The organism is Polynucleobacter asymbioticus (assembly GCF_018687575.1).
GTDB lineage: Bacteria > Pseudomonadota > Gammaproteobacteria > Burkholderiales > Burkholderiaceae > Polynucleobacter > Polynucleobacter asymbioticus_C.
Genome location: NZ_CP061297.1, coordinates 1,456,854 through 1,482,069, shown reverse-complemented (window position 1 = coordinate 1,482,069; position 25,216 = coordinate 1,456,854). Strand labels below are relative to the sequence as shown.

The following is a 25,216-nucleotide window of genomic DNA, read 5'->3' as shown; positions in this document are numbered from 1 at the left end:
TCATCCATAACTGATGGCTCTCATCCCCCAATCCTTCATTGCCGATTTATTGAATCGGGTTGACATCGTGGATGTGGTTGGGCAGCACGTGAAGTTAAAAAAAGCGGGCGCGAACTATCAAGGTTTGTGCCCCTTTCATTCTGAGAAATCTCCTTCATTTTCCGTGTCACCTACCAAGCAGTTTTATCACTGCTTTGGTTGCGGAGCGCATGGTTCTGCGATTAGCTTTCTCATGGAGTATTCCGGCCTTGGCTATGTAGACGCTATTGAAGACTTAGCGCGTTCTGCAGGATTAGATGTACCACGCGAAGAGCGCACTGCGAATGATGTTGCACGCCAACAGCAGACCATGGCTTTGAGTGAGGTCATGAGTGCGGCTACAGATTGGTATCGCCAACAACTCAAAACAGCGCCTCGTGCAGTGGAATACCTGAAGGGGCGCGGCCTGACTGGTGAGATTGCTAAACGCTATGCCTTAGGTTATGCGCCTGATGGTTGGCAGGGTCTTGAAGCAGTCTTTGGTACCTATGCCAATGATGAAGTGGCTAAGACTTTGCTTGAAGGTGGCTTGCTCATTCAGAGCGAGCAGACTGACAATCATCAGACTGCAAGACGCTACGATCGCTTTCGTGATCGCATCATGTTCCCGATTCGCAACCCCAAGGGTCAGACGATTGGTTTTGGTGGCCGCATTTTGGATCAAGGTGAGCCGAAGTATTTAAATTCTCCAGAGACACCACTGTTCTCTAAAGGCAATACGCTATACGGATTGTTCGAAGCAAGGCAAGCCATCCGCTCTCAAGAGTACGTCCTCGTATGCGAGGGTTATATGGATGTCGTAGCACTCGCGCAATTGGGTTTCCCCAATGCGGTAGCTACTTTGGGTACAGCCTGCACTGCCAATCACGTACGGATGTTGTTGCGACAAACGGATAAAGTCGTGTTTTCATTTGATGGTGACTCAGCTGGTCAGCGTGCTGCACAGCGTGCATTAGAGGCATGCCTTCCATTGATGTCAGATGACAAAGAGATTCGTTTCTTATTTTTGCCGACAGAGCATGACCCTGACAGTTATGTTCGTGCCTATGGTGCACCTGCCTTTGAAAAAGTCATTAAAGAAGCTATGTCGATCTCCAGCTTCTTCTTCAAAATTGCTAGCCAAGATCATGAGTTGACAACGCCCGAAGGTAGAGCGCAAACCCACCATGCAGCAAAACCTTTGCTGTTATCAATGCCACCAATTGCGCTACGTACGCAAATTTTGCGTGAGTTGGCCATTCGAACAAATTCAACACCGGCAGAGCTGGAGTCTTTCTGTGGATTAACAGTAGTCCCTGCACCAGTGCAGCAGGGTTCTTATGCGGCAAGCAATCAACGCGCACCTAACTTCGTACAAGCCAATAGTGGCAACAGATCGCAAGGCGCTCCTTGGCAAGCATCTAAGGGTTCAGCAAAAAGAGCTCCAGCACAAAATATTCCGCCTCCTCAAGCCCCCACCGATTTAGCTGAGCAGATGTTACGTGTCTTGATTCAGTTTCCGCATCTAGGAAAGGCTTTGGATGCCAACAAGCGGGCGCTTGCTTTACAGGCCTCCGAGTTGCGCTCAGAAAAAGCCCTGGAACTCATGAAGGATTTGTTGGCGCAATGCGATCGCATTGAGTTGATTCCTAGTGAAAATGGCAAGCCACCAGCAGTAGGTGCTGGCGCATTTGCTTTATTCCAAGAGCAGTTGTCCCGAAGTGAGTTAGCTCCGCTCTATGAGGTCTTGAGAAAGCGGGTGATGGGTTCAGATTTAGACCTCGATGGTGCAGTTGCTGACCTTGATGGGGCGTTTAAAAAGCTCGAACTCACACACCTCAAAGCGGAAATGACAGAAATCGCTAAAAAGATCGCTAGTAGCACTGCTACAGAGCAGGATCGAGCTCGATATCGCGAGTTGGGCGAAAGATTGAAATTCTCCTAAGCATTTTCTGATTTCACCCTAGAAAAACCCGAAATTGACCCCATATTTTTAGTAGTGGAAGGGGTAAAAAAGTCGCAATCGACTATAATCCTCTATTCCCAGAAAAAAACCGATTTAATTCAGCCACTTGCGCTTTATTTTGAAGAAATTTGGGGCAAGCGGACAAAGTAGCTGCGCATACGCAGTCGAGAACAATCATCAGTAACGTGAGTAAGTGCTAATAAATGCCTAATACCAAGAAAAAACCAGCAGCCAAACCAGCCAAGCCAGTAGCGAAAGCGAAAGCACCAGCAAAGCCAGTGGCAAAAGCCAAGGCACCCGCTAAGTCATCTCCTAAGGCGAAAGTGCCAGCCAAGCAAGCAAAGGTGGCTGCTAAACCTACAAAGGCTCCTGCAAAAGCAGCTAAGCCAGCACCGAAAGCAAAGGCCCCAGTTAAGCCTGCAGTAAAAGCGAAGACACCAGCTAAGCTAGTTAAGGCTCCTGCAAAAGCAGCTAAGCCAGCACCAAAAGCAAAAGCTCCAGCTAAACCTGCAGCAAAAGCGAAGGTGCCTGCTAAACCAGTGAAGGCTCCTGCAAAAGCAGCAGCAAAGCCAAGCAAAGCACCGGTTAAGCCAGTAGCCAAGATTCCTGCAAAAGCTCCAGCTAAAGCCGCCAAGGTTGAGGCTCCTAAAAAGGGTAAGGTAGCTGCTCCTAAAGTTGAGGCGGTGAAGGACGTTAAGCCAGCAAAAGAAGTCAAAGAAGCTAAGGGTAAAAAAGCGAAAGCAGTTGAGGTCGAGACTGAGCTTGTTGCGACTGAAGAAGTGAAGAAGGGTCGCAAGCCAAAAGCGGATGCTCCTGCAGAAGGTGCTGAGCCGGTATTGACGGATCGTCAAAAAGCACGCGAACGTAAAGCAAAAGAAAAAGCACTCCTAAAAGAATTCGCAGCACAACAGTTGGGCTCTGAAGAGCAACAAGAATTACGTCGTACCCGCCTAAAGATCTTGATCAAGATGGGTAAGTCCAAGGGTTACTTAACTCATGGCGAAATGAATGACGTAATGTCAGATGAGTTGTCTGATGCGGATGCGTTAGAAACATTGATCAGCCTCTTAAACGACATCAACATTACTGTTTACGAGCAAGCTCCAGATGCTGAAACATTGTTGCTCAATGAAAATGCTTCAGCAACTACTTCCGAAGAAGAGGCTGAAGAAGAAGCTGAAGCTGCTTTAGCTACTGTTGATTCAGAGTTCGGTCGTACAACCGATCCAGTGCGTATGTATATGCGCGAGATGGGTACTGTTGATCTCTTGACTCGTGAAGGCGAAATCGTCATTGCGAAGAAGATCGAAGCGGGCCTTAAAGATATGGTGATGGCTTTGGCTGCTTGCCCTGTCACGATTGGCGAGATCTTGGCTAACGTAGACAAGATTGCTAGTGGCGAGATGGAGATTGACCAGTTCGTTGATGGATTGGTTGACCCTAATGCTGAAGATATTAAGCTTGGACCAGAAGAGCCAGAAGTTGACCCAGATGCTGAAGAGGGTGACGAAGAAGGCGGCGAGGATGAAGGCGGCGGTGGCGGCGGTGGTGCGGCTACAGCGAATGCCAAGCAATTAGAAGAGTTGAAGCAAATCTCTTTAGAGAAGTTTGCAATTGTTCGCACACAAGCTGACAAGATGCGTCGTGCTTTTGATAAAGAGGGCTATAACTGCCCAGCGTATATCAAGGCACAAGAAGCGATTCGTGGTGAGTTACTTGGTTTCCGTTTAACTGCTAAGAGTGTTGAGAAGTTATGCGACACCATGCGTTCACAGGTAGATCAGGTTTGGAAACTCGAGCGTGGGATTGTGAGTTTGTTGGTAGATAAGGTTGGCGTCAATCGTGGCGATGTATTAAAAGACTTCCCGAAGATGTCCATGAACTTAGAGTGGGTCAATAAGCTACTCAAAGAAAACAAGCCATACACAGCATTGTTGCAGCGTAACGTTCCAGCGATTCAGGAACTACAGCAGAAGTTAATTGATATTCAGACTCGTGTTGTATTGCCGCTTCCAGAATTAAAAGAAGTGAATAAGCAAATGATTGCGGGCGAGAAGCGTGCGCGTGAAGCGAAGCGCGAGATGACTGTAGCCAACTTACGTTTGGTGATCTCGATTGCGAAGAAATACACTAACCGTGGTTTGCAGTTCTTAGATTTGATTCAAGAGGGCAATATCGGCTTGATGAAAGCGGTAGATAAGTTTGAATACCGTCGTGGTTATAAGTTCTCTACCTATGCAACTTGGTGGATCCGTCAGGCAATTACCCGTTCTATTGCTGACCAAGCTCGTACGATCCGTATTCCAGTTCATATGATTGAAACAATCAACAAGATGAACCGTATTAGCCGTCAAATCCTGCAAGAAACTGGTCATGAGCCAGATGCGGCAACCTTGGCCCTCAAGATGGAAATCCCTGAGGACAAGATTCGTAAGATTATGAAGATTGCTAAAGAGCCTATCTCCATGGAAACACCGATTGGTGACGATGAAGATTCTCATTTAGGCGACTTTATTGAGGACGGCAATACATTGGCTCCAGCTGAAGCGGCATTGCATGATTCGATGCGCGATGTTGTTAAGGATGTTCTCGATTCATTAACACCACGTGAAGCAAAAGTATTGCGTATGCGCTTCGGTGTTGAGATGAGCACAGACCATACTCTCGAAGAAGTGGGTAAACAGTTTGACGTGACGCGTGAGCGTATTCGTCAGATCGAAGCTAAGGCCTTGAGAAAAATGCGTCATCCAAGCCGCAGCGACAAACTCAAAACCTTCCTCGAAGAAGATTGATCCAAAGACTAACGGGCCTATAGCTCAGTTGGTTAGAGCAGAGGACTCATAATCCTTTGGTCCCAGGTTCAAGTCCTGGTGGGCCCACCAGAAATGAAAATACCAACCATCAGGTTGGTATTTTTTTAACGTTACTTTAAGTAAAGACTTTTGAGGAGCCGCTTTCGGTAAATAGGAGCTCTCTTAATTTGTTATTCCGCAAATTGATATTAAAAAGGCCGCTAGATTGAGCGGCCTTTGGGTTTGTAATTTTGGATTAGTTAGTCTTTTTGCAAAAAGACATTTACCGTTTCAGATAGCTTCTTATAACTTTGGAATAAGAATGCATGTCCACCTTCATAAAAAGCCAGCCAAGCAAAAGGGATTTGATTGGCAATAACAACTGAATTTTGAGGGCTGTCGATGATGTCTTCGCGGCCATCTGCAACTAGCACTGGAACTTTAATATTCTTGAGGTCCTTGAAGTTCTGATTGTCAGTATTCCAAAGGGTTATGCGTGCACGAACTTGGCGCGCCTTAGTTTCTTTAGATACTACAAAATCATCAGGAATAGTCCCTGCTGCTTTTGCTGCTGCCCATCTCTCATACACAGCCTTAGCAGCCGCTTTACCTTCTGGCGTCATTGGGAACAGCAACTCGAAATTCTCCATCGGAGAAAGACTTGGATTATTCAACTCCTCGCCAACTTTTTTATTAATGGCAATCTGATATTTTCCGCCCGGATTTGGTGCTAACAGAATGGCTTTATTAATCAGCTCTGGGTGTCTGATGACAAGTTGTTGTCCAATTCGAGCGCCCATTGACCATGAGAATACGTTGACCTTTTTAAAGCCTAGTGCCTTGACTAAGCCCGCGGCATCATCTGCCATTTGCGGAATGGTGGTGTTATTTTCTTTAGTATCTGTAGATAGTCCGGCACCGCGATTATCAAAGATAATCAGTTGGTTATTCTTTGCCAGTTCATCAAGTAGGGCAGGGTCCCATGCACTCAAAGTACCGGCATAACCCATAATCAGAATCATGGGATCGCCCTTACCTTTAAGGTAGTAGGCTAATTTCACGCCATTCACTGGAGCGTATTTAATTTCAGGCTTTTCTTGCGCTTGTGCCGGAATGCTCAGGCTCAGAGAAATGAAAGTAGCAGCTATCGTTAAATAAATGCCCCGCATCAAGTTAGCATTTAAACCGCGTAGTGGGTTATTAAAGGGCATTATCAGGTCCAGTTTGTAGTGGTTTGCTCAAAGTGACATATTAGCATTTGAATAAACGCTATAAATGCCTTGGGCAGCAGTATTCGTCAGGGCTTACTTAGGAGGCGCCTTTAAGCCCTTGCGTCCCAATGCGGAGTTTTTTGCAAAATGGGCTCGATCAAGCTATTTATAAATGTTATCCTTTTCATATCCAATTTGATCTGTTCTAAGGAGTTCCAATGAAACAAAAAATGATTCAAAAAATAGTAGCTGCTTCAGTTTCTGCTACTTTGGCATTTGCCCCTCTGGCAAGTAATGCTTGCACCAGCTTCTTGCTTAAAGGCAGTGATGGCGGCACGGTCTATGGTCGCTCTATGGAGTTTGGTCTGCAGCTGGGTTCGCAGATGACGTCCATTCCAAGAGGCTATCAATTTAAAGGCATTGGTACCGATGGCAAATATGGTTCTGGAATGAGCTGGACTGGCAAGTACGCTGCAGTAGGAATGAATGGACTCAATCAGCCCATCTTATTTGATGGCATGAATGAAAAAGGTTTAACTGCTGGACTCCTGAATTTCCCAAATAGCGCATCCTTCCCAGTGGTTGCTCCAGCAGACTCAGCGAACAGCATCAACGCAAGTCAGTTACTGACTTATGTGCTGACCAATTATTCAACGGTAGATGAGATTAAGGCTGGTTTGCGCAGCCTCAAAGTGAATGGTGCCAAGCTTGGGTTCTATGGCAATCAAGTGCCTGCTGCGCATTTCACTTTCCATGATGCTGCTGGTAAAAGTGTGGTTGTTGAGTACATCAAGGGGCAGTTAGTGCTTGCTGATAACCCAGTAGGTGTAATGACAAATGATCCACCATTCCAAGATCATCTTAAGAATATTGGCAACTACTCCAATCTCTCTAAAGTTGAGCAAGCACCACGAGTCATTAATGGCGTCGCATTTCCAGCGCCCAGCTCTGGTAATGGCTTGCATGGTCTTCCAGGAGACTTCTTGAGTCCTAGCCGTTTTATTCGTGCACTCTTCTTAGCCGATTCAGTTCCAAAGACCTTTACAACTGCCCAGATGGATTCTGCAGCCTGGCATATTTTAGGTAGCTTTGATATTCCTCCAGGATCAGTCACATTGCCAGCTAGCAATCCTTATGGTGGTGGCGCAGGTGGATATGAAGTAACTGAGTGGGTTGTTGTTGCTAACAACAAGAGCATGACCTACAACGTCAAAATGTATGAAAATAATAATATCTATACTTTTGATATGAAAAAGATGGATATGAATGCAAAAGAAATTAAGTACACAAAGTTGGATCAACCAAAATTGATGGTTCCAGTGAATTAACTGGCTGAGCTAATCTTTGGTAATTGATTTATTGAGCATGAGAAAAACCACCTACGGGTGGTTTTTTGTTGGGCAATCCCTATGCAGTAAATGCTTTTAGAGACTTAATTTTCTGGTGAATTCGGTTGGCTTTTGTAATAATGGGCCATCTCAGTTGTTAGTTGGCTTCGCCTTCTCAAACATGCTCCACTAGATCCCCGATCCATCCATTAGCGACCCAATTATGAAAACCTTCAAAATATATTTTTTCGCATGCTTGCTTTTAATTAGTGCTCAAGCATTTGCTGAAAGCGCAAGCGTGTATTTCAATGGCGACATTCTGACTATGGAGGGCGATAAGCCCCAGTATGTTGAAGCGGTAGTAGTGAAGGGTAAGAAGATTGCTTACTCCGGCAGTATGAAAGATGCCTTAAATGAAGCTGGCACTAATCCAGTGATTCATGATTTAAAGGGTCAAACCTTAATCCCAGGTTTTATTGATGCTTGGGGCCACTTCACTTTGATTGCCCAAAATACTTTGGGTGTGAATCTCGGCTATTTTTCAAAGAAGCCTCCCCATACAACTCAGGAGCTCATTGGGCGCTTGAAGTCTGAGGCTAAACCTTTTAATGGTTGGATCATAGGGGCAGAGTATGCAGATGCCTTTCTTACCGACGGCCCTTTAACGATTGCCCAATTAGACGAGGCATTCCCTAATCAGCCTGTATTTGTTAACAACATCTCTACATTAACGGGAATTGTCAATTCCGCTGGCTTGAAAAAATTAGGCATTACTAAATCCACCAAAGTTGTGCAAGGAATGATTCCGGTAGATCCAAAAACTGGAAAGCTGACCGGTGAATTAATTGGCAGTCCCAACATCAGCGCAACTGCTAAGGTGTTTGGTAAGTATTCCCAAGACTTAATGATGGAAACATATCGCAAGGCTGAAAAGATTTATGCCTCAAATGGCTTTACCACTGCGCAAAGCTATGAGACTACGCTTGAAGATATTCGCAATATGCGTCAAGCAGTAGATCGCAATGTGATCAGCCTAGATCTGATTGCACTACCAACCTATGATGTAGTGGATAAATTACTGGCAACAAACCAAAAATATCCATTTGGAATTTACACAAAGGGTGATGGTGGTTTCAAGGTTGCTGGAATTTTAGTTTCCACTGATGGCGCGCCGCAATTGCGTTTGGCGTACTTCACTAAACCCTATAACGACACTACGGGATTCCCAAAGGATTGGCGCGGCATGGCTGTTGCCACCCAGGATTTAGTTGATCATTATGCAAAGCTAGCCTATCAAAAGAATATCCAGTATTACGGCTATTCCAATGGCGATGCTGGGATTGATATGACTCTCTCTGCAATTGCAAAAGCAATCAAAGAAACGGGTTCCACCGGGGATCGCAGAACAGCGATTGCACACTCTTTCTTTATTCGAGATGATCAATTAGATCAATATAAGACCAATCAGATCTTGCCCCAATTTATGCCTAACCACATCTGGATGTATGGCGATGTATATAGACAAATTCTAGGGGAAGATCGGGCTAGCAATATGGTGCCACTCAATTTGGCTCATACAAAAGGCATGCAATTTGGTATTCATAATGACACTCCATCATCGGGCCCAAGTGCTCTATTTACGATCTGGACTGCTGTTAATCGTAAGACATATGCGGGAACCACTCTGGGCCCTGATCAACGCATTGACCCGTACTTTGCGCTCCGGGGATTTACTGCTGTAGCTGCATATCAATATAAAGAAGAGGCATCAAAGGGTAGTCTTGCCGCTGGAAAGCTAGCTGATATGGTTCTACTAGATCGCAATCCACTGAAAGTCGACCCAATGGAAATTAAGGATATTCAGGTTGTGAGGACGATTAAGAATGGTAAAGAACTCTATATTCGCCCCTAGTAAAAGTACTGTCAGGTGGTTTAACTCTATTTGCAATGATGGAAAGTTTTAAATTAGTATCGAGTTTCACAACATTTTTAGTAATCTAGACCATGAAAATATTTACTAAGCTTTCAATCGTGGCACTCGGCACAGCTCTGGGCGTATTGTCTTCTGCTGCCTATGCCGATCCACCTATGGCTCCTTTTTATACCTCTGTCATGAAAATGGCTCCTGAAGGTAAGTTAGGGCAAGTGATCTCCAAAGAGAAAATTGCGACATCTTTAAAAGGTGCGCAAGCTTGGAAGATTGCCTATATCTCATCTGATGTGGCGGGCCGTAAAACGATTGCTACGGGAACAATTATTTCCCCGGTTGGTCCAGCCCCAAAAGAAGGGCGGCCTATTTTGGCGTGGGCACATGGCACAACAGGCTCAGCGCAAAATTGCGGACCATCTCAAATCATTGATCCAACAGCTGCCTTAAATGAATATTTCTTGATGGGTGGTAACTCTTGGACTGATTACGGTATTCCCAATGGTCAAGAATTTATCAATCAAGGTTATGTCGTTGTCGCTACAGACTATCAAGGCCTGGGTGGTGGTGGCAAGCATCAATATGCCGTGGCACAAACAAATGGTAGAGACGTTATTAACTCTGCAAGAGCAGCGAGCTCTATGAAGGAAGTTGGCGCTGGTAAGAAGACCGTAGTGTATGGATGGTCACAGGGTGGTGGCGCTACTATCGCCGCTGCTAGCCTGCCTGACTACCACGCACTCCAAGGTACTGCTGCAGATAATCTTGAGTATGTTGGGTTTGTTGCATTAGCACCAGATGATGTAGCAGCCATGTTGCCTAATGTACCAACTGATGAAGCTGCTGCAAAAAAGCTCATGAATGGATTTACTCAGGCTAACGTCCCCAATGTATTCTTATTTGCTCACTACATGATTGGCCTATGGGGAACCCAAGCAGCATTTCCCGGATTACAACTGACTGATGTGCTAACAGAGGATGGGGCTAAGGTTGTCGATAAGTTATCGAAAAATAAATGTATCCATGCGCTAGCAGATACCTTTAATTATGCCTATGGAGATAGCTACAAATCTCTCTTGAAGCCCGAACCAAGTAATGCTTTGGCATGGGTAAAGGCATTTGTTGATGGCAGTGTCAAACCGGTTAAACCGGTAGCGCCGGTAGTGATTTACTGGGGCACCAAAGATACTGCAGTTCCGCCAATCATGCATCAGCTATATCAAAAGCAAATGTGTACCATGGGGGCGAATGTAGGCAGAAATCAATTGCCTGGGGAGCAAACCCACTTTACGACGCCTGGGGTTTCAGCACCTATGTATCTTGAATGGGTAAAAGATCGTATTGCTGGAAAGCCTTTGGAAAGTGGGTGTCCTAAAATTTAGATAGGCTATCTATTTAAGATAAAAAATTACCTTTGACTAATTTTTTAGTTCCTCAAGGATTCATGAGATGGGCTTTAGAAAACCCTCGTCAAAAAATGTTTGGGAGATTTTCAGCAATTATTGCATTCTATTGGCATCACTCAATAGCGATCATTAATTTCTAAAAAAACCTTAAATCAAAATGTATTCTGAATACAGGGCCGGGTAGGTGCTAACCATCAAGATAAAATAAGGGTGACAGAAAAATATTGTATTGGCCTAGGAATCCACAAAAATTCTGAAGAATGTAAATTAAAGGATGGTAACTAAGCAGGATGCAGCACCACTTTTTATGATGAAATTTGTTCTATCACTTCTTTTTAGTTTTTATATTTCAGCCACTTATGCTGAAGCCCTACTTGTTCCCCTGTCTAAATTTGATAATGATTCCCAGCAATTAACGAACAGTAGGGTGTTGGAATTTTGGGGATATCATAATTATCAAGGCAGCGATAACTATCAGAATACTTTGAAAGTGCGTTACTACAACCCGCTTAAGGCAGGTGACTGGCGAGGACGCATTCGTCTGGATACTGCTTACGTAGCTAATTTCAACTCGATTAGCTCTGAAAATAATTCCGGTCAATACAGTTCTGGTAATACGATGGTGACGATCTGGGGGCAAGATAAGCACTTTCTAAAACCACTAGGTGCATTAGTTGGCGGCCGCGTTATTTTCCCTTTTGGAAATAATGGTCAATGGGCGGTTGGGCCGCAATTGGGTTGGTCATTCATACCTGAAGTGGATAGCAAATTGCATGTGACAGATTTTTCACCGCTGATTCGCTATATGTACGGATTTGATAGTAAAAATAACAGCATTATTACCAATCCGAATCAACCAGCATTTCAGAGAAGCCTCCAAATGTTTCCAACCATTGGTTTTCAGTTAAGTACTAACACAATGCTGCGCTTTTGGGATGAGAATGGCATGGTTTATAACTCTGCTGGCGGTGGTTGGTTTGTACCAATCGATGCAATGGTGACTCATCGACTTGCAAAGCACTGGGTTGTGGCTGTTGGCGCGAGCAAGCAGATAGTTCAAACCTATAGGCAATACGATTGGTCAAGCTATGCGAAAGTGTCTTTTAACTTCTAATGTTGAGGGTACTTATTGGAGCCTTTTTTCTAGCTTTTGGCGATTTGTCGTGAATCCATCAACGAGATATTCAATGTGACTCTGGAGTTCAGGGTTGTCTAAAAAGCTATTGTGGGGGCGGGGGATGATGGCTTCCAGCCTTTATTTCGTAAATATATTGTTTTGTAGGAATTTGTAGGGACTTACCATAATATTTTCATATATTTGATATAGATCAATCATTTAGAATACATGGAACTCATTTCTACCCCAACCTCGCTCTTGTATCATCTTCAACTCAACTAAATCACTTTTATGAATAAGAAAATCCTTGCAACCTTTGCAGTATTTGCGTCTATCGGCTTAGCTAACGCGGCAGATGATCTCAGCCCCATTCCTAAAGTGGCTGATGCATGGCGTTTTGAAGTAACACCTTATCTATGGGGTTCTGGCATCAAAGGAACTATGGGTTTAGATAGCGGGCTTGCTAAGTCAGCGGACTTTACAACTAGTGATGTGCTCGGAGCCCTGAAATCAGGCGGCATGATTGCAGCAGAAGCACATCAGGGTAAATGGGGTGTGATGGGTGATTTAGTATCTGCCACTTTGCAAAAATCGGGTACTGTTCCTGTAGTTACGCCTTATGGTCCAGATACGGTTTCAGGTAAAGTGACTCTTCAGCAGACCCTCCTGACAGGGGCCGCCACCTACACTGTGGCAAATACTAAAGATGCTTATGTCGATGCCTTGCTTGGTGTTCGCGCCATCTACGCTACAGCTACTTTGAATGCAAATCTCAACAACACTCCAGACAAAGAGACAGTCTCCAAGACGACGTCGACAGTAGATCCAATTATTGGAGCTAAAGGACGTTATCGAATTGCTGGATCTACTTGGTATGTGCCGTTTTATGGCGACATTGGAAGCGGGGGCGGCACTACTAACCTGACGTGGCAGGCGATGGCGGGTGTGGGTAAAACCTTTAACAGCTTGATTGACGCCTCTTTAACTTATCGCGCGCTTTACTACGATATGAAAGCTGGTGGTGTTTTGCAAAAAACTACCATGTTAGGACCGCAAATCGCTGTGACCTTCAAATTCTAATCTTTACTTAAACTTTTTCATGAACAATATTCTTAAAACAGTAGTCATTGCATCTTCAGCTTTGACTTTTGTATCCTCCGCATTGGCTCAAGAAGCAGCTGCTCGTACTGGAACGATTGCCGCTGAAAAATCTGGCGCACTACCTGCACCTAAACCAGCAGTTGATAGTGTTGATATTGCTAAGAAGTTAGCTAACCCGATCGCCAATATGATCTCCGTGCCATTGCAGTACGAGTTCAACCGTGGTGTTGGTCTCAATCAAGGTGGTTCAGAGCAAACCCTGCTGTTCCAACCAGTCATGCCATTTAACTTAGGCGGTGGCGATACCTTTATCGTTCGACCGATCGTAGCGGGCGTGAGAGAGACTAGCGTTCAATATGCTCCAGGACAATCTTATTCTGGTTACGGTATTGCGAGCGTGACCCTCGAATCCTTTTATGCACCTAATACCAACTCTTCATGGATTTGGGGTATTGGTCCATACGCGCAATCACCGTCAGGTAATAGCGGTAGGTTTGGTTCACAGCAAACTGCGGCTGGTGTCACTGCTGTTGTGCTTAATCGGGATGGTCCTTGGACATACGGTTTACTCGGCTACCAATCTTGGAGTGTTGGCGGCAATCCAGCCTTTGGTACACAGAACAATCTGTATGGCCAACCCTTTTTGGCGTACACAACTAAAACGGCATGGACTTATACCGCCAATATGGAAGCGCAATATAACTACGATGCGCGTCGTACTTCCAATCCTTTGTATGTAGGTGCATCTAAGTTATTGGTAATTGATGGCATCCCCTTTTCCTTTGGAGCTGGCCCGATGTACTATGTGAGCAATACGCCAGGCGGCCCATCAGGTTGGGGTGCGCGTGCAACAGCGACTGTAGTTATTTTGAAGTAATACACTAAGTACTCTTACTTGCCCTAGGGTGTAGACAGATGTTTATGAGTAACCCTCGTCAGCAATGACGAGGGTTTTTCTTTGTGCGGTAATTCCGCTCCATTGGTATTCTTGAATATTCCCATCAATTTATGCAAAGATTGTTTAATGGATATACATTCCGACTACAGTAAGCGTGTGGTTCTTAACCATCATGATCTACCTTGGATTTCTAGCCCATCCGCGGGCGTTGAGAGGCGGATACTGGATCGTCAAGGCGATGAGATTGCCAAGGCCACCTCAATTGTTCGTTATGAAGCTGGAGCAAAGTTTCCGTCTCATATCCATGAATTGGGTGAAGAGATTTTTGTTTTGGAGGGCGTGTTTAGCGATGAGACAGGCAACTATCCTGCCGGTACTTACATCATGAATCCTCCTGGATCTTCCCACGCACCATTTAGCGAGCATGGCTGCATTCTGTTTGTTAAGTTGAGACACCTCGGCTCTGAGCAAGTTGAGCGTGAGATTGTGGATACTCATTCAACACCCTGGTTTCAAGGCATGGTTCCAGGTTTAACCGTAATACCTTTAATGAGGCAGGGTGCAGGATCTACATTGGTGCGTTGGGCACCCCAAACCTACTTTAATCCGCACAAGCATTATGGCGGGGAGGAAATTTTTGTGGTGGAGGGCGTGTTTGAAGATGAGCATGGGCGCTATCCAGCAGGCTCATGGATTCGAAGTCCACACCTTAGCCTGCATCAGCCTTTTAGCAGGGAAGGCTGCACAATCTTTGTGAAAACGGGACATCTATTAAGTAATAATGCGTAAAGCATGAGATTCTTGAATTGGTTATTAATTAGAAAAGTTAAGGGATTTTTATGAATGTAAAAGCAAAGATTATCTATTTATGTGCACTGGGGCTTGTTTCAGGCCTAGCTTCAGCTGTTCAATTAATTGACCCACCATCAACACCTAAGGTCAGTGAGATTACTGTTTTCGTGGCAAAGAAAATTGTCACGATGGACCCCTCCATTCCAAATGCTACTGCGGTTGCTGTATCTGATGGACGCATTTTGTCAGTAGGCTCATTGGAAGATATGAAGCCTTGGACTGACAAGTACCCAACCAAGATTGATCGTCAATTTGCTAATAAGGTCATGTATCCCGGATTTATTGAGCCGCACGCACATCCTTTGCTTGCGGGCCTTCTGTTTAATAGGCCGCTGTTGACTCCTTCACCTATGCCTAATCCATGGGGGACTCCATTTGCTGGTGTACCAAATCTGCCGGCTGCAATTGCGCAGTTAAAGAAGTATTCGGATGCCATTAAGGATCCCAATGAGATTTTGCTGACTTGGGGTTATGACGTCGTGGCAATGGGAAAGCAGCCTGATCGCCAGCTGTTAGACCAGGCCTCCACTACAAGGCCTATCATCGTATGGGACATCTCTGGCCATGACATGTACGTCAATTCAGCCACGATCAAGCATTACGGAATAACGCCAGATATGGTGAAAAATATCAAAGGAGTTGGTCTAGACAAAGATGGTCAATTAAACGGTCAATTTTTAGAGATTCCAGCCATGCAATTTATTCTGAAGATTGCAGGTAAAGATATCCTGAAGCCGAATGAGATTCCAAACGATTTTATGTACATCAATGACTTGATGCAGCAGGCTGGCATTACGACATCGGGAGATTTGGCGTTTGGAACCATGAATATTGACATGGAAACCAAGATTGCCAAGGCCTACACTACGTCACCTAATGGGGCTTTGCGTATTGTCCCGGTTGTTTATGCGGAGCCATTCATTCAGAAGTACGGCGATAAGGCGATTCAAGAGGCTCAGAATCTCTCGCAACAAGATAATGACCGTCTCATTTTCCAAGGCGTGAAGTTTTACAGTGATGGCGGTTACCTACCTGAGACGATGCGGATGGAAAGCCCCGGTTATACGAATGGCACGATAGGGTCAACCAACTATCAGTCAGCTAAAGACTTTGCTGGTGCAATGAAACCGTGGTGGGATGCAGGTTTTCATATTCATATTCACAGCAACGGGGATGTCGGTAACGCCCATTCAATTAATTCATTGCAATTGTTGTTAGACTCAAAACCCCGCTTTGATCATCGCTATACCATTAATCATTTCGGCATTCCATCGACTGCCATGGTGATGAAGATTAAGACATTGGGTGCAGTCGTAAGTGCCAATATGTCTTATATCTCAGAGCGTGCTCAATTAGAGTATCCAATGTTAGGCGTTGATCGCGCATCCTACGCAACTCGTCTTGGTACTTTAGTTCGTAGTGGCATCGTAACTTCTATCCACTCCGATGCTCCTGTATCAGCGCCAGCACCGTTAAAAGAGGCGTGGACTGCGGTTACTCGCAGGGACGTTTATAAGGATGGCAAGGTCTGGGCGCCAGCCGATGCGGTAACGGCTTCAGATGCGATGAAGATGATCACCATCAATGCTGCTTACACCCTTGGGGTGGAAAGTAAGGTGGGCTCAATAGAAGCTGGTAAGTTTGCCGACTTTGCCGTTTTAGATTCTGATCCACAGGCAATTCCTGCAATCAAGATTAAAGATGTTGCCGTACATGCCACTGTATTGGGCGGTAAGGTTATCCCGGTTTCAGAGACCAAGAAACCAAGGCCGATGAATTAATTACAAAAGCCTTTAGGATGAAGAGTGCCAACCCTAGGGTTGGCATTTTTTTACCCTCAAAATACAAATGACTTCTATCCGTGCTCTAATGCCAGCACTATGATTACAGTCGTTATCGCCTCCTATCAGTATGGCCATCTTGCAGCACACTGCATTGAGTCCTTACTCTCCCAAACAGTAGCGCCTAGCCGAATTATTTTTGCTGATGATGGTGCATTGGACTGCGGTCATTTGCCGATACTCTATCCCGAGCTGGAGTATGTTCTCAGACCCAAGAATCTAGGCACGGTTGATAACTTTCATGAGCTGTTATCCCGCATTAATACGGAATACACCTTGTTCATCGGTGCTGATAATTGGCTGCGTTCAGATGCTATCGAGCTGCTGTCTAAAGCGAGTGCTGATATTGTGACCTACGACATCGTGGTCACCGGCGAACTCAAGGAAGAAATCCATGATCGTGTTCCTGGTGAAACCATTACCTATCAAGGTGATTTGTATTGGGATCGAGAAGGTAAGCATCATGGCTCCATGATGTATCGCACTGACTTAGCTCAGAAGATTGGATATAAGCGCAGATATGCTGATGGAGTTCATGCTCAAGAGGACTGGAACCTGTGGGACAAAATGCTAGAGCAGGGCGCTAGTGTTGCTAGCCTTCAGGAAGGGTTGCTGTATTACAGAAGGCATCGTGAAAACTTCTTAAAGTATGACCATCTCATTGAGGCGGTGGAAGAGCAGGGCTAGATTCTTGGCCTCATCCGATCGAGGGTTTGAGCATCAATCTCCAGGCGTATACCTAGGACGCCTGAACCTTGCCTAACGGGAGTCTTGCGTAGACTCATCGTCAGAGACTGAATTTGCGGATACTGTGCACAAGCCTCAACAATTCTGGTCATCAAGCGTTCTTGGGTTTCATAATGGCCATCTTGCGCAAGCTGGTCTATTTGTAAAACAAGTGGGTCGTAGTCAAAAACATTTCCCATGACATCATCCTCAATCAGTACAAGACCAGGATCAATTGCCAGCGTGAGATCCAAGAGGTGCCGATCAGGAACAACCGCCCCAGGAGCGTAAGTGCCTATTTGGGTACTCAGCACTAGATCTTTCAGTTCTACAAATGCGCTTGATGGCATACAGGGCTTTCTTGATGGGTTCTCTAAGCAATGTAGCGTAAATCCCCTATCTTTGCTGGCCTTCAAGTTATGAGGGCTTGAGCCACAGGCTGCGACACTTTACCAATGCCGATTAATATGGGGATATGAATCCATTAAGACCAATCCAGATGCTTTGGCGAAAGCTTCGTCAATGCTATGACGAGATTATTAGCTTGATTAAAGCAAATTTACGCTAAAGATATAGCGGGCAATCTACTTAGCGGCTTTAGTCTCATACAGAATGATGCAAAGTCATGCAAAATATCGATAACGATAATTTTTTACAGTTGAAACAGTCCCGCGCTGTGATTCTCCTAACTAAAGCACTTAACCTAGACATCAAGAAAGCCTATGAATACCTTTGACGCCATTCGTGAACGCAGATCAGTGAAGTACTTTGATCCCACCCATCAATTTACTCAGCAAGAAACCAATCAGTTGATTGAGTTGGCCAAACTGGCTCCTTCATCATTCAATATCCAGCACTGGCGCTTAGTCAATGTGACCGATAAGGGCTTGAGAACCCAATTGCGCGCAGCTGCGAACAACCAAGCGCAAGTGACTGATGCTTCCTTGCTGTTTGTAGTTACCGTAGACATCAAGGCTTGGGAAAAAGATCCAGCGCGCTACTGGGTAAATGCTCCAAAAGAAGCGCAAGATATCTTGGTGCCGTGGATTCATCCATTTTATGCAGGCAAAGAGCAATTACAAAGAGATGAGGCGATGCGTTCTGCTGGAATCATGCTCCAGACTCTCATGCTTGCTGCCAAGGGAATGGGCTATGACTCATGCCCAATGGTAGGATTTGATTTCGACAAGGTGGCTGAGCTTATTCACTTGCCCAAAGACTATGCCATTGCCGCAATGCTGGCTATCGGGAAAGGCGTACAAGCAGCTTGGCCAAAGCCAGGCTTTATTCCTGAATCAGAGATGGTGATAGAAAACCATTTCTAAGTCGTTCCCCATTCTATTTCTTGGCGCAGCTAGTCTCGCTTGGCTTCGCTCCAGGGCTTTATGATGGGGGATGTCGCTCATCCACTCAGCAGGAATCCAAAGCCTTAAGGAAGGCCTTTCTAAATTAAAAGAAAGGTTTGATGGTGTTCAAGGAGAGCCCTATATCGTCGAGAGCAAGAAGTTCAAGGCGCTCTATTTTGATAGCGAATCCACCCAAAGTCTGATGGATATGCAGGCGCCTATTCGCCTGGTAGTGAGCTATACCGAGACCATGATGGGTTTCCTTCTCTTTCATCCTGATCCTCAGAGCATTGCTATGATTGGTTTGGGTGGCGGATCAATCGCTAAATATTGCCATCATCACTTACCTAAAGCATCCATTCTGGTACTTGAAAATAATCCAAAAGTCATTGCACTAAAGGATCAGTTTCATGTCCCGGAAAATAGTAATCAGTTCAGGGTTCTTGAGGCTGATGGTGCAGCTTATTTGAGAAATACAGAAGAAAAATTTGATGTATTGCTGGTTGATGGATATACCAAGTTAGGACAAGCAGCTCAACTGTGTAGTGAGGATTTTTATGCCAGCTGTCTGGCATGCTTAAATCCCCATGGTGTCTTAGTTATTAACTTCTCTGGTGCGGCAGGGCTGAACCAGGTCTATCAAGAGCGAATTGATCGAGTCTTTGATCATCCATCTGTATTGGTAGTGGAGGATGATCGAATGAACCAAATTCTCTTTGTAGGAAAAGACTCTAGTTTGGAGACTCCATCTGAAGACCTCCTGAGGCGATCCGCAGTCTTAGCTAGGACTCACGATATTCATCTAGCCAGAACTACTCAGAACTTTTTAGCCCAACGAAAGATCGATGCACACTAGCTAGTGGCGAAGAGTTTGATGTATATCAAGTACACTTTGCTTATAAGGTTCAAACTATTAGGGTCTTTGACTATTTTAATAAGGTGAGCCCCCATGAAGCTTGAATTTGTTGGTCCCGCAGTCGTTTTAGAGAATGGCGACGTCTCTTATCCAGCAATGCTTGATGGCAAGCCCCTCAAATGCACCTTTAGTTATGAGGCCCTTCAGGACTTAGATCCTGATGGCGTCGAGACAAATGCATTGCAATTATTTAAAAATCACCAATTAAAGCTGCTTTCAATTGCTGAGCAAAAGATATTGAATGGCTTTGCTGTAGATGGGGCTGTCCACCTTTTTAGTCATGATCTAGTTTTAGATTAATTATTTCCGCTGTATTAAGTATTCCATTTTTTAAAAGAAAGAAAAAATATGTCATTTAATCACTCAGTCATCTGGATCGACCATCAAGAGGCTCACGTTATTTACTTCAACCCCACTGCTAGTGAAAGTGAAGTCATCAAGACTAGATCGACACATAAAAACGTTCATCACAAGAGTGGCTCTGTGAGTGGCGCACGTGCTGAACCAGATCAGCATTACCTGCATGAAGTCATTCAAGCAGTTATGGAATCTAAAGAGATTTTGATTGTGGGGCCTGGCTCTGCAAAATTGGATTTGATGAAGCATGCCACTAAGCATGATCACAACATTGCCGATAAAGTGGTTGGTATTGAGACCGTGGATCATCCTACTGATGGACAGTTACTTGCCTACGCTAAAAAGTACTTTGCCAAAGTCGATGCCCTAAAAGGCGATACTGTCATTACTGGTTGATGATTTATCCCCCAGAAAATGGGGGATAATTTACCGATGTTGCTCATTACCGCCTTCATCATCAATGGATCCCTAGCGCTTATTGCGATCCTGATGCATTACGAAGCGCTTTTTCAGCTTGATAAGCTGCTACCCAAAATATCCCATATTGCGCCGCGTTTTCGCGTGCTCGTAGGGGTTGGCGCCATCTTTATGGCCCATGTAGCAGAGATCTGGTTGTTTGCCTTAGGCTACTTCTTTACCCTGCAGTTCCCCGTTATGGGTGGACTTGTTGGTGAGCTATCAGGTCACGGCATTTTGTTAGATTGCGCCTACCTGTCATTTGTTACCTTCACCACTTTGGGTTACGGCGAGATTGTGGCGCAAGGCTACCTACGCTATTTGACTGGAGTGGAGGCGCTGACGGGCTTCATCCTAATTACCTGGTCCGCATCATTCTTATTCATTGAGATGCAGAAATACTGGACCAACTATAAATCGAATCAGTATTAAACAATCCTCATTAGCAATACTAATCAGTACTGTTTTGTGATTAAAACTCTTTCATGAGTCGCACGGCAAGCAAGCGGGTTTGAGCGAAGCCGTTTTTGATTTCTGTATCTCGCCCATACTGCAAAGAGAGTCTGCCAATTGGTGTGTGAGCTTGCCCACTTAATAAAAATCTTTGCGTATTTGCTACATCATTTCTATAGGTGTTGTTAACGGAGGTGGCGCCACCAGTTACATAAAAGTAAGAGGCCGCTACGGTAAAGATTGGATTGATACGATAGATAGGGCCTAGCTGTGTAGTGGTCAGGGGCTTTTGGGTCAAGGATCCGTTAGTACTTAAGCCGCATGCAGCTGCACATTGACCATTGCCACCAAACCACATGGTGTCTACTGCAATCATGCCATCCACATTAGAAGTAATCGGCGTTTGAAAGCCCATCTGCAAGTCTGTACGGAAGCGATTTTCACCAACATTAAACGCTCGCTGACTAGAATAGCTACCAGTTGGACTAATCAGATAACCCGCTAGACCGAAATAGGTTCTGGTGACTCTGTTGTGATACGGCCATATTGCTGTTGCAATAGTGAGATCACCAACGCCAGTATCGCCTGCTTGGCTCGCTAGTGAGCCCCCTGGTTGAATAGAGCCATAGGGTAGTTGAATAAAACTGACTGCTGGCAGACTGCCAAGATCATACGTTCGAGTACCACGAAAAATCGCACTCTGGGTTTCGATAACAGGGCTACTCGATACAACGCTACCATTTCTATAGAGGGTGTTGTTCTCGGTATTGAGGTAACTCACCGTGATGTAATTCTTATTGGGTAAAGGGGCAACAATATCGTTTGGCTGCAAATCAACTGCCCACACCATGAACGGTGTAAAAAGAGTAAATAAGAGAACAAGAAGTCGAGTGCGAAACATAGCGCTCGTATTTTATCTACAGCTAGATATAAAGGCGATGACTTTAGTGGGTAATTACCAGCATACTTGGTGATAGCCCCTCTACAAACCATATAAAATATGGTTTTTATATCTATTTCCATAGTCCTTATAGATTTTGTGGACTTTAAACTTCTTCATTTTAGGGTTCTCATGTTGCTTCTCTCAAGGTTATTGGCTGCTCTTTGTGCATTGATTCTGGTGGGCTGTCAGTCGACTGGTAGCGATGGAAAGCCTTTAACTGAGCAAGAAATTCTGCAGAAAAGACAAGCCACTCTCGCGATGTCAAAGACAGGCTTAGCGGCTTTAATTAAACAAAATCCAGCAATTAAAAAAGAGATCGAGGCCGCCCCAGCTTACGCCGTATTTGATACAACCAATGTGAACGTTGTCTTGCTGGTCCTTGCTAGAGGTGAGGGCGTGCTATTTGATAAGCGTCGTTCTGAACCCGTTTTTATGGAAGCCATGAAAACAGGTGAGGGTGTCGGTGCTGGATATCAGCAACAGTACCAAGTCATCATCTTTAAAAATACGGATGCCATCGATCAGTTTTTGTTAACGTCAATTGATGGACAGCGTGGTGGCATGGATGTGGATGCAAACTTCTCTGCAGGCTCTGGTGGAACTGTCCGCTCTTTCAATCCGTATATTTCAATCTATACAGTTGGCTTGTCTGGATATGATCTACAGGCAAACTATGGTGGAACACTATACCTAGTCGACAAGCAATTAAATGATGTAAAAACTTTAAATTCCTTGCCGTCTAAGAAACAGTAATTCACGAAAATTATTGTTGGTATCGCAGTGCAGTTTGAATGGTTTGAAAGTGAATATCTACAGTCGATTGAATTTCTCTGCCGTAACCGCCTGCCATACTAAATGCAATTGGAATTTGGCGATCTAAGCCATACTGGAAAACGCATTCATCTCTCTGGCGCATGCCATCTTTGCTAATGCTTAACTTTCCCAGCCTATCGCCTTCGTGGGGGTCTGCACCCGCTAGGTAAATAATGAAGTCGGGCTTAAATGTGTTCAGGACATCAAAGCCTTGATTAAGGGCGTTGAGGTAATCAGCATCTTCACAGCCATTAGGCAGTCCAATATCCAGATCACTCTGCTCTTTAGTGAATGGGAAATTATTTTCTCCATGAATCGATAGCGTAAAGATGGATTTGTCATTTTGAAGAATGGATGCTGTGCCATTTCCTTGGTGTACATCCAAATCTACGATGGCTATCTTCAGTTTTGGATGAATCTCTTTTTGTAATGCTTTTGCAGTAATTGCGGAATCATTAAATACGCAAAAGCCACTACCTCTATCACGGTAGGCATGATGAGTGCCACCAGCCAAGTTAGCAGCCAAGCCCTCGCTGAGCGCTGCTTTAGCAGCTGCAAGCGTAGCGCCAGCAGAACGGCGTGAGCGCTCAACCATCTTTTCACTCCAGGGAAAGCCAATTTCTTGTTGCTCCTGAGCGCTTATTTCCCCTGAGAGGATTTTGATGAGGTAGCTTGGATCATGTGCATATAGGATCTCCGTATCGGTAACGGATGGCGCCTCGACAAGCTGAACCCCATTTAGATTGCTAACACGGTCTCTTAGCTGACTATACTTTTCCATCGGAAAGCGGTGCCCCGGTGGAAGTGGTAAAACATAGTGGTCGGTATAAAAAGCTTTCAAAACAATTTTGTCTTCATTTGACTTTGACGTGTGTTGGATAGTCTATTCGTTTTTCTATAGGTAGGTATGGCTCGATCTGAAAAATCAGGTTTTAAGGGAAATAAATCATTTTTGCCCAGCAAGACTTGCCTAGTCTGTGGCAAAGAAATGACTTGGCGTAAATCCTGGGCTAAAAACTGGGATGAGGTCAAATATTGCTCTGATGCCTGCCGCTCTAAAAAGCCGAGCAATAAGGCTGAGGCCTAATCTATGAGCACATTGATTTACTGGTTTTGCAATGATTTGCGCTTAGCGGATAACCCAGCATTTACACAAGCCTGTTTAAAGGCAGATTCTCTTTTGCCGGTTTTCATTCATGACTCCAAAGAGCAAGAAACGGTTTATGGTTTTGAGCGACTGGGACTGCACCGGAAGGCTTTCTTAAGGGCATCCCTAGATGACTTGAAGGCTCAGTTACGTGCGCAGGGCTCTGACTTGCTGGAGTTTTCTGGTCAGCCATCAGAAGTATTGCTACAGCTATTGAAGGATAGCGCTGCGGATGCAATCTACTGCGAGCAAATTGAAGCGCCTGAAGAAATTGAGCAAGTGCGAATGTTGCAGGAGCAGGGTGCCGATGTTAATGAGTTCTGGCAATCCAGCATGTTAGATCCGTTGACCCTCCCATTTGAGTTAGCAAAAATGCCGGATGTGTTCACTGCATTTCGTCGCGAGGTAGAGCGAGCGCAACTGAAGTTCGCTCAGCCCATCAATGCGCCTAAGAAAATTCCATCGCTACCAGCAATTTTGTCTCAGGCTTCAATGCTGCCTACAACAGCTCAATCAGTTTCACACCCCTATTTATTGGGGGGAGCCAGTCATGCGCAAGCGCACCTCAAGCAATATCTTGAGCGGCGTTTACCCGATAGCTATAAGGAGACTCGTAATCAACTTATTGGCATGGATTACTCTAGTAAGTTTTCCGCATGGCTTGCCTTGGGTTGTATTTCAGCGCGGGATATTGCCGCACAGTTAAGTGATTATGAAAATCGCTATGGTGCTAATGATGGTACTTACTGGCTTTGGTTTGAGTTACTGTGGCGTGACTATTTCCGCTTTATTCACTTTAAGTACGGTCAGAAGTTATATCGCGCCAGTGGTCTAACAGGCGTGCCTGTAAAGCCATCCTATGCACCCAGCTTTGAACAGTGGTGTACTGGTAATACGGGCACTGATTTAGTCGACGCAGGTATGCGCGAATTACATCAAAGCGGCTATCTCTCTAATCGGATGCGCCAAATTGTGGCTAGTTACTGGATATACGACATGCAGGGTGATTGGCGTGCAGGCGCAGCGTGGTTTGAGTCTCAACTGATTGACTATGATGTGTATAGCAATCAAGGTAATTGGCTTTACATTGCTGGTCGCGGAACAGACCCTAGAGGTGGCAGACCTTTTAATGTGGCCAAGCAAACTCAAGACCACGATCCAAGAGAAATCTACCGCAAACTTTGGCTCTCGTCTTAGTACAGTTTTATAGCTGTTCCACTGCTGCGTATTGCTCCAACACTTCTAGAGAAACTTTCTCCAAAGCTTTGATGTGGGTGCTCTCTAGTTTGATCATGGGTGCACAGTTGGCTTCCAAAGCTTCAATCCAGCGATTCAAGCAAAGACACCATTGATCTCCAGCAATGAGTCCAGGGAATTGATATTCAGGACGCGGGGTAATGAGGTCGTTGCCGCGCTTGAGGCTAAATTGCAGAAAATCATTGCTGACAATCGCGCAGACCAAATGACTGCCTAGATCTTGTTCATTTGTTTTACAGCAGCCATCTCTAAAAAATCCTGTCAAAGGATCAAAAGAGCAGGGAACTAATGGTTGGCCTAATACATTCAGGGGTAATTCAGTCGACATGGAAGCTCTTTAAGTGA

Annotated in this window: 24 protein-coding genes and 1 tRNA gene; 20 read left to right on the top strand and 5 right to left on the bottom strand. The window is 45.0% G+C overall.

Features of this window, described 5'->3' with window-relative positions; genetic code table 11:
- The first annotated feature begins 13 nt into the window (after positions 1 to 13).
- The 3 genes from dnaG to AOC19_RS07490 all read left to right on the top strand — a co-directional run bounded on the left by dnaG (position 14) and on the right by AOC19_RS07490 (position 4,866).
- Positions 14 to 1,963 carry a DNA primase gene (gene dnaG / locus AOC19_RS07500; RefSeq protein ID WP_215375525.1) on the top strand — a complete coding sequence of 650 codons (1,950 nt, stop codon included), beginning with the start codon at positions 14 to 16 and terminating at the stop codon, positions 1,961 to 1,963.
- A gap of 224 nt (positions 1,964 to 2,187) precedes the next feature.
- Positions 2,188 to 4,776, top strand: coding sequence for an RNA polymerase sigma factor RpoD (gene rpoD, locus AOC19_RS07495; RefSeq protein ID WP_215375522.1), 2,589 nt, complete (start codon positions 2,188 to 2,190; stop codon positions 4,774 to 4,776).
- A 13-nt stretch (positions 4,777 to 4,789) separates the two neighbouring features.
- Positions 4,790 to 4,866: transfer RNA gene (locus AOC19_RS07490), tRNA-Ile, on the top strand.
- Between the two features lie 170 nt (positions 4,867 to 5,036).
- On the opposite strand, the gene AOC19_RS07485 is transcribed toward AOC19_RS07490, so the two are convergent.
- A complete protein-coding gene (locus AOC19_RS07485; RefSeq protein ID WP_215375519.1) occupies positions 5,037 to 5,987 on the bottom strand; it encodes an alpha/beta fold hydrolase in 951 nt (316 codons plus the stop codon).
- A gap of 218 nt (positions 5,988 to 6,205) precedes the next feature.
- Here AOC19_RS07485 and AOC19_RS07480 point away from each other — a divergent pair, with 218 nt between their 5' ends.
- The 9 genes from AOC19_RS07480 to AOC19_RS07440 all read left to right on the top strand — a co-directional run bounded on the left by AOC19_RS07480 (position 6,206) and on the right by AOC19_RS07440 (position 17,144).
- Entirely contained in the window at positions 6,206 to 7,315 is a 1,110-nt protein-coding gene (locus AOC19_RS07480; RefSeq protein WP_215375516.1) for a linear amide C-N hydrolase, read from the top strand.
- Positions 7,316 to 7,571: 256 nt separating this feature from the next.
- Entirely contained in the window at positions 7,572 to 9,227 is a 1,656-nt protein-coding gene (locus tag AOC19_RS07475; RefSeq protein WP_215375513.1) for an amidohydrolase, read from the top strand.
- 92 nt (positions 9,228 to 9,319) lie between these two features.
- Entirely contained in the window at positions 9,320 to 10,624 is a 1,305-nt protein-coding gene (locus AOC19_RS07470) for a lipase family protein (protein WP_215375511.1), read from the top strand.
- Between the two features lie 508 nt (positions 10,625 to 11,132).
- Positions 11,133 to 11,762: a hypothetical protein gene (locus tag AOC19_RS07465; RefSeq protein WP_215375508.1), complete on the top strand. Its 630-nt coding sequence runs from the start codon at positions 11,133 to 11,135 to the stop codon at positions 11,760 to 11,762.
- A gap of 294 nt (positions 11,763 to 12,056) precedes the next feature.
- Positions 12,057 to 12,845 (top strand): hypothetical protein, encoded by a 789-nt coding sequence (locus tag AOC19_RS07460; protein ID WP_215375505.1) that lies wholly within the window; start codon positions 12,057 to 12,059, stop codon positions 12,843 to 12,845.
- Between the two features lie 19 nt (positions 12,846 to 12,864).
- A complete protein-coding gene (locus tag AOC19_RS07455) occupies positions 12,865 to 13,743 on the top strand; it encodes a hypothetical protein (protein WP_215375502.1) in 879 nt (292 codons plus the stop codon).
- A gap of 147 nt (positions 13,744 to 13,890) precedes the next feature.
- Positions 13,891 to 14,553, top strand: coding sequence for a cupin domain-containing protein (locus AOC19_RS07450; protein WP_215375499.1), 663 nt, complete (start codon positions 13,891 to 13,893; stop codon positions 14,551 to 14,553).
- A 50-nt stretch (positions 14,554 to 14,603) separates the two neighbouring features.
- Positions 14,604 to 16,397, top strand: coding sequence for an amidohydrolase (locus AOC19_RS07445; protein ID WP_215375497.1), 1,794 nt, complete (start codon positions 14,604 to 14,606; stop codon positions 16,395 to 16,397).
- Between the two features lie 99 nt (positions 16,398 to 16,496).
- Positions 16,497 to 17,144 carry a glycosyltransferase family 2 protein gene (locus AOC19_RS07440; protein WP_215375494.1) on the top strand — a complete coding sequence of 216 codons (648 nt, stop codon included), beginning with the start codon at positions 16,497 to 16,499 and terminating at the stop codon, positions 17,142 to 17,144.
- Here AOC19_RS07440 and AOC19_RS07435 read toward each other — a convergent pair.
- Complete coding sequence (locus AOC19_RS07435; protein ID WP_215375492.1) at positions 17,141 to 17,533, bottom strand: dihydroneopterin aldolase; 393 nt, start codon at positions 17,531 to 17,533, stop codon at positions 17,141 to 17,143. The two genes, AOC19_RS07440 and AOC19_RS07435, sit on opposite strands and share 4 nt — an antisense overlap.
- A gap of 372 nt (positions 17,534 to 17,905) precedes the next feature.
- Here AOC19_RS07435 and AOC19_RS07430 point away from each other — a divergent pair, with 372 nt between their 5' ends.
- The 5 genes from AOC19_RS07430 to AOC19_RS07410 all read left to right on the top strand — a co-directional run bounded on the left by AOC19_RS07430 (position 17,906) and on the right by AOC19_RS07410 (position 20,690).
- Positions 17,906 to 18,508, top strand: a complete 603-nt coding sequence (locus AOC19_RS07430) for a nitroreductase family protein (RefSeq protein WP_215375490.1) — start codon at positions 17,906 to 17,908, stop codon at positions 18,506 to 18,508.
- Between the two features lie 70 nt (positions 18,509 to 18,578).
- A complete protein-coding gene (locus AOC19_RS07425; protein WP_215375487.1) occupies positions 18,579 to 19,385 on the top strand; it encodes a fused MFS/spermidine synthase in 807 nt (268 codons plus the stop codon).
- Positions 19,386 to 19,478: 93 nt separating this feature from the next.
- Positions 19,479 to 19,745 carry a DUF1488 family protein gene (locus tag AOC19_RS07420; RefSeq protein ID WP_215375484.1) on the top strand — a complete coding sequence of 89 codons (267 nt, stop codon included), beginning with the start codon at positions 19,479 to 19,481 and terminating at the stop codon, positions 19,743 to 19,745.
- Positions 19,746 to 19,793: 48 nt separating this feature from the next.
- Complete coding sequence (locus AOC19_RS07415; protein WP_215375481.1) at positions 19,794 to 20,198, top strand: translational machinery protein; 405 nt, start codon at positions 19,794 to 19,796, stop codon at positions 20,196 to 20,198.
- Between the two features lie 36 nt (positions 20,199 to 20,234).
- Entirely contained in the window at positions 20,235 to 20,690 is a 456-nt protein-coding gene (locus AOC19_RS07410) for an ion channel (RefSeq protein ID WP_215375479.1), read from the top strand.
- Between the two features lie 40 nt (positions 20,691 to 20,730).
- Here AOC19_RS07410 and AOC19_RS07405 read toward each other — a convergent pair whose 3' ends face one another.
- The gene (locus AOC19_RS07405) at positions 20,731 to 21,612 is read right to left on the bottom strand and encodes a transporter (RefSeq protein WP_215375476.1); all 882 of its coding nucleotides are present in this window, start codon (positions 21,610 to 21,612) and stop codon (positions 20,731 to 20,733) included.
- A 171-nt stretch (positions 21,613 to 21,783) separates the two neighbouring features.
- Between AOC19_RS07405 and AOC19_RS07400 the strand changes: the two genes are divergently transcribed.
- Entirely contained in the window at positions 21,784 to 22,407 is a 624-nt protein-coding gene (locus tag AOC19_RS07400; protein ID WP_215375473.1) for a hypothetical protein, read from the top strand.
- Between the two features lie 10 nt (positions 22,408 to 22,417).
- Here the strand turns inward: AOC19_RS07400 and AOC19_RS07395 are convergent, their stop codons facing one another.
- Positions 22,418 to 23,308, bottom strand: a complete 891-nt coding sequence (locus tag AOC19_RS07395; RefSeq protein WP_215375471.1) for a histone deacetylase family protein — start codon at positions 23,306 to 23,308, stop codon at positions 22,418 to 22,420.
- A gap of 66 nt (positions 23,309 to 23,374) precedes the next feature.
- On the opposite strand from AOC19_RS07395, the gene AOC19_RS07390 reads away from it, so the two are divergent.
- Positions 23,375 to 23,554 carry a DUF2256 domain-containing protein gene (locus AOC19_RS07390; protein WP_215375468.1) on the top strand — a complete coding sequence of 60 codons (180 nt, stop codon included), beginning with the start codon at positions 23,375 to 23,377 and terminating at the stop codon, positions 23,552 to 23,554.
- A 3-nt stretch (positions 23,555 to 23,557) separates the two neighbouring features.
- Positions 23,558 to 24,811: a DASH family cryptochrome gene (locus AOC19_RS07385; RefSeq protein ID WP_215375465.1), complete on the top strand. Its 1,254-nt coding sequence runs from the start codon at positions 23,558 to 23,560 to the stop codon at positions 24,809 to 24,811.
- Positions 24,812 to 24,818: 7 nt separating this feature from the next.
- On the opposite strand, the gene AOC19_RS07380 is transcribed toward AOC19_RS07385, so the two are convergent.
- Entirely contained in the window at positions 24,819 to 25,199 is a 381-nt protein-coding gene (locus AOC19_RS07380; protein WP_215375462.1) for a DUF2237 family protein, read from the bottom strand.
- Positions 25,200 to 25,216 lie beyond the last annotated feature (17 nt).

What these genes read in the sequence shown, in the direction of transcription:
- AOC19_RS07380 (WP_215375462.1), bottom strand. Translation starts at nt 25,199, where the DNA reads ATGTCGACTGAATTACCCCTGAATGTATTAGGCCAACCATTAGTTCCC.
- AOC19_RS07420 (WP_215375484.1), top strand. Translation starts at nt 19,479, where the DNA reads ATGAAGCTTGAATTTGTTGGTCCCGCAGTCGTTTTAGAGAATGGCGAC.
- AOC19_RS07440 (WP_215375494.1), top strand. Translation starts at nt 16,497, where the DNA reads ATGATTACAGTCGTTATCGCCTCCTATCAGTATGGCCATCTTGCAGCA.
- AOC19_RS07405 (WP_215375476.1), bottom strand. Translation starts at nt 21,612, where the DNA reads ATGTTTCGCACTCGACTTCTTGTTCTCTTATTTACTCTTTTTACACCG.
- AOC19_RS07455 (WP_215375502.1), top strand. Translation starts at nt 12,865, where the DNA reads ATGAACAATATTCTTAAAACAGTAGTCATTGCATCTTCAGCTTTGACT.
- dnaG (WP_215375525.1), top strand. Translation starts at nt 14, where the DNA reads ATGGCTCTCATCCCCCAATCCTTCATTGCCGATTTATTGAATCGGGTT.
- AOC19_RS07485 (WP_215375519.1), bottom strand. Translation starts at nt 5,987, where the DNA reads ATGCCCTTTAATAACCCACTACGCGGTTTAAATGCTAACTTGATGCGG.
- AOC19_RS07435 (WP_215375492.1), bottom strand. Translation starts at nt 17,533, where the DNA reads ATGCCATCAAGCGCATTTGTAGAACTGAAAGATCTAGTGCTGAGTACC.
- AOC19_RS07470 (WP_215375511.1), top strand. Translation starts at nt 9,320, where the DNA reads ATGAAAATATTTACTAAGCTTTCAATCGTGGCACTCGGCACAGCTCTG.
- AOC19_RS07385 (WP_215375465.1), top strand. Translation starts at nt 23,558, where the DNA reads ATGAGCACATTGATTTACTGGTTTTGCAATGATTTGCGCTTAGCGGAT.
- AOC19_RS07430 (WP_215375490.1), top strand. Translation starts at nt 17,906, where the DNA reads ATGAATACCTTTGACGCCATTCGTGAACGCAGATCAGTGAAGTACTTT.
- AOC19_RS07390 (WP_215375468.1), top strand. Translation starts at nt 23,375, where the DNA reads ATGGCTCGATCTGAAAAATCAGGTTTTAAGGGAAATAAATCATTTTTG.
- AOC19_RS07460 (WP_215375505.1), top strand. Translation starts at nt 12,057, where the DNA reads ATGAATAAGAAAATCCTTGCAACCTTTGCAGTATTTGCGTCTATCGGC.
- AOC19_RS07425 (WP_215375487.1), top strand. Translation starts at nt 18,579, where the DNA reads ATGTCGCTCATCCACTCAGCAGGAATCCAAAGCCTTAAGGAAGGCCTT.
- AOC19_RS07480 (WP_215375516.1), top strand. Translation starts at nt 6,206, where the DNA reads ATGAAACAAAAAATGATTCAAAAAATAGTAGCTGCTTCAGTTTCTGCT.
- AOC19_RS07400 (WP_215375473.1), top strand. Translation starts at nt 21,784, where the DNA reads ATGTTGCTTCTCTCAAGGTTATTGGCTGCTCTTTGTGCATTGATTCTG.
- AOC19_RS07450 (WP_215375499.1), top strand. Translation starts at nt 13,891, where the DNA reads ATGGATATACATTCCGACTACAGTAAGCGTGTGGTTCTTAACCATCAT.
- AOC19_RS07415 (WP_215375481.1), top strand. Translation starts at nt 19,794, where the DNA reads ATGTCATTTAATCACTCAGTCATCTGGATCGACCATCAAGAGGCTCAC.
- AOC19_RS07445 (WP_215375497.1), top strand. Translation starts at nt 14,604, where the DNA reads ATGAATGTAAAAGCAAAGATTATCTATTTATGTGCACTGGGGCTTGTT.
- AOC19_RS07410 (WP_215375479.1), top strand. Translation starts at nt 20,235, where the DNA reads ATGTTGCTCATTACCGCCTTCATCATCAATGGATCCCTAGCGCTTATT.
- rpoD (WP_215375522.1), top strand. Translation starts at nt 2,188, where the DNA reads ATGCCTAATACCAAGAAAAAACCAGCAGCCAAACCAGCCAAGCCAGTA.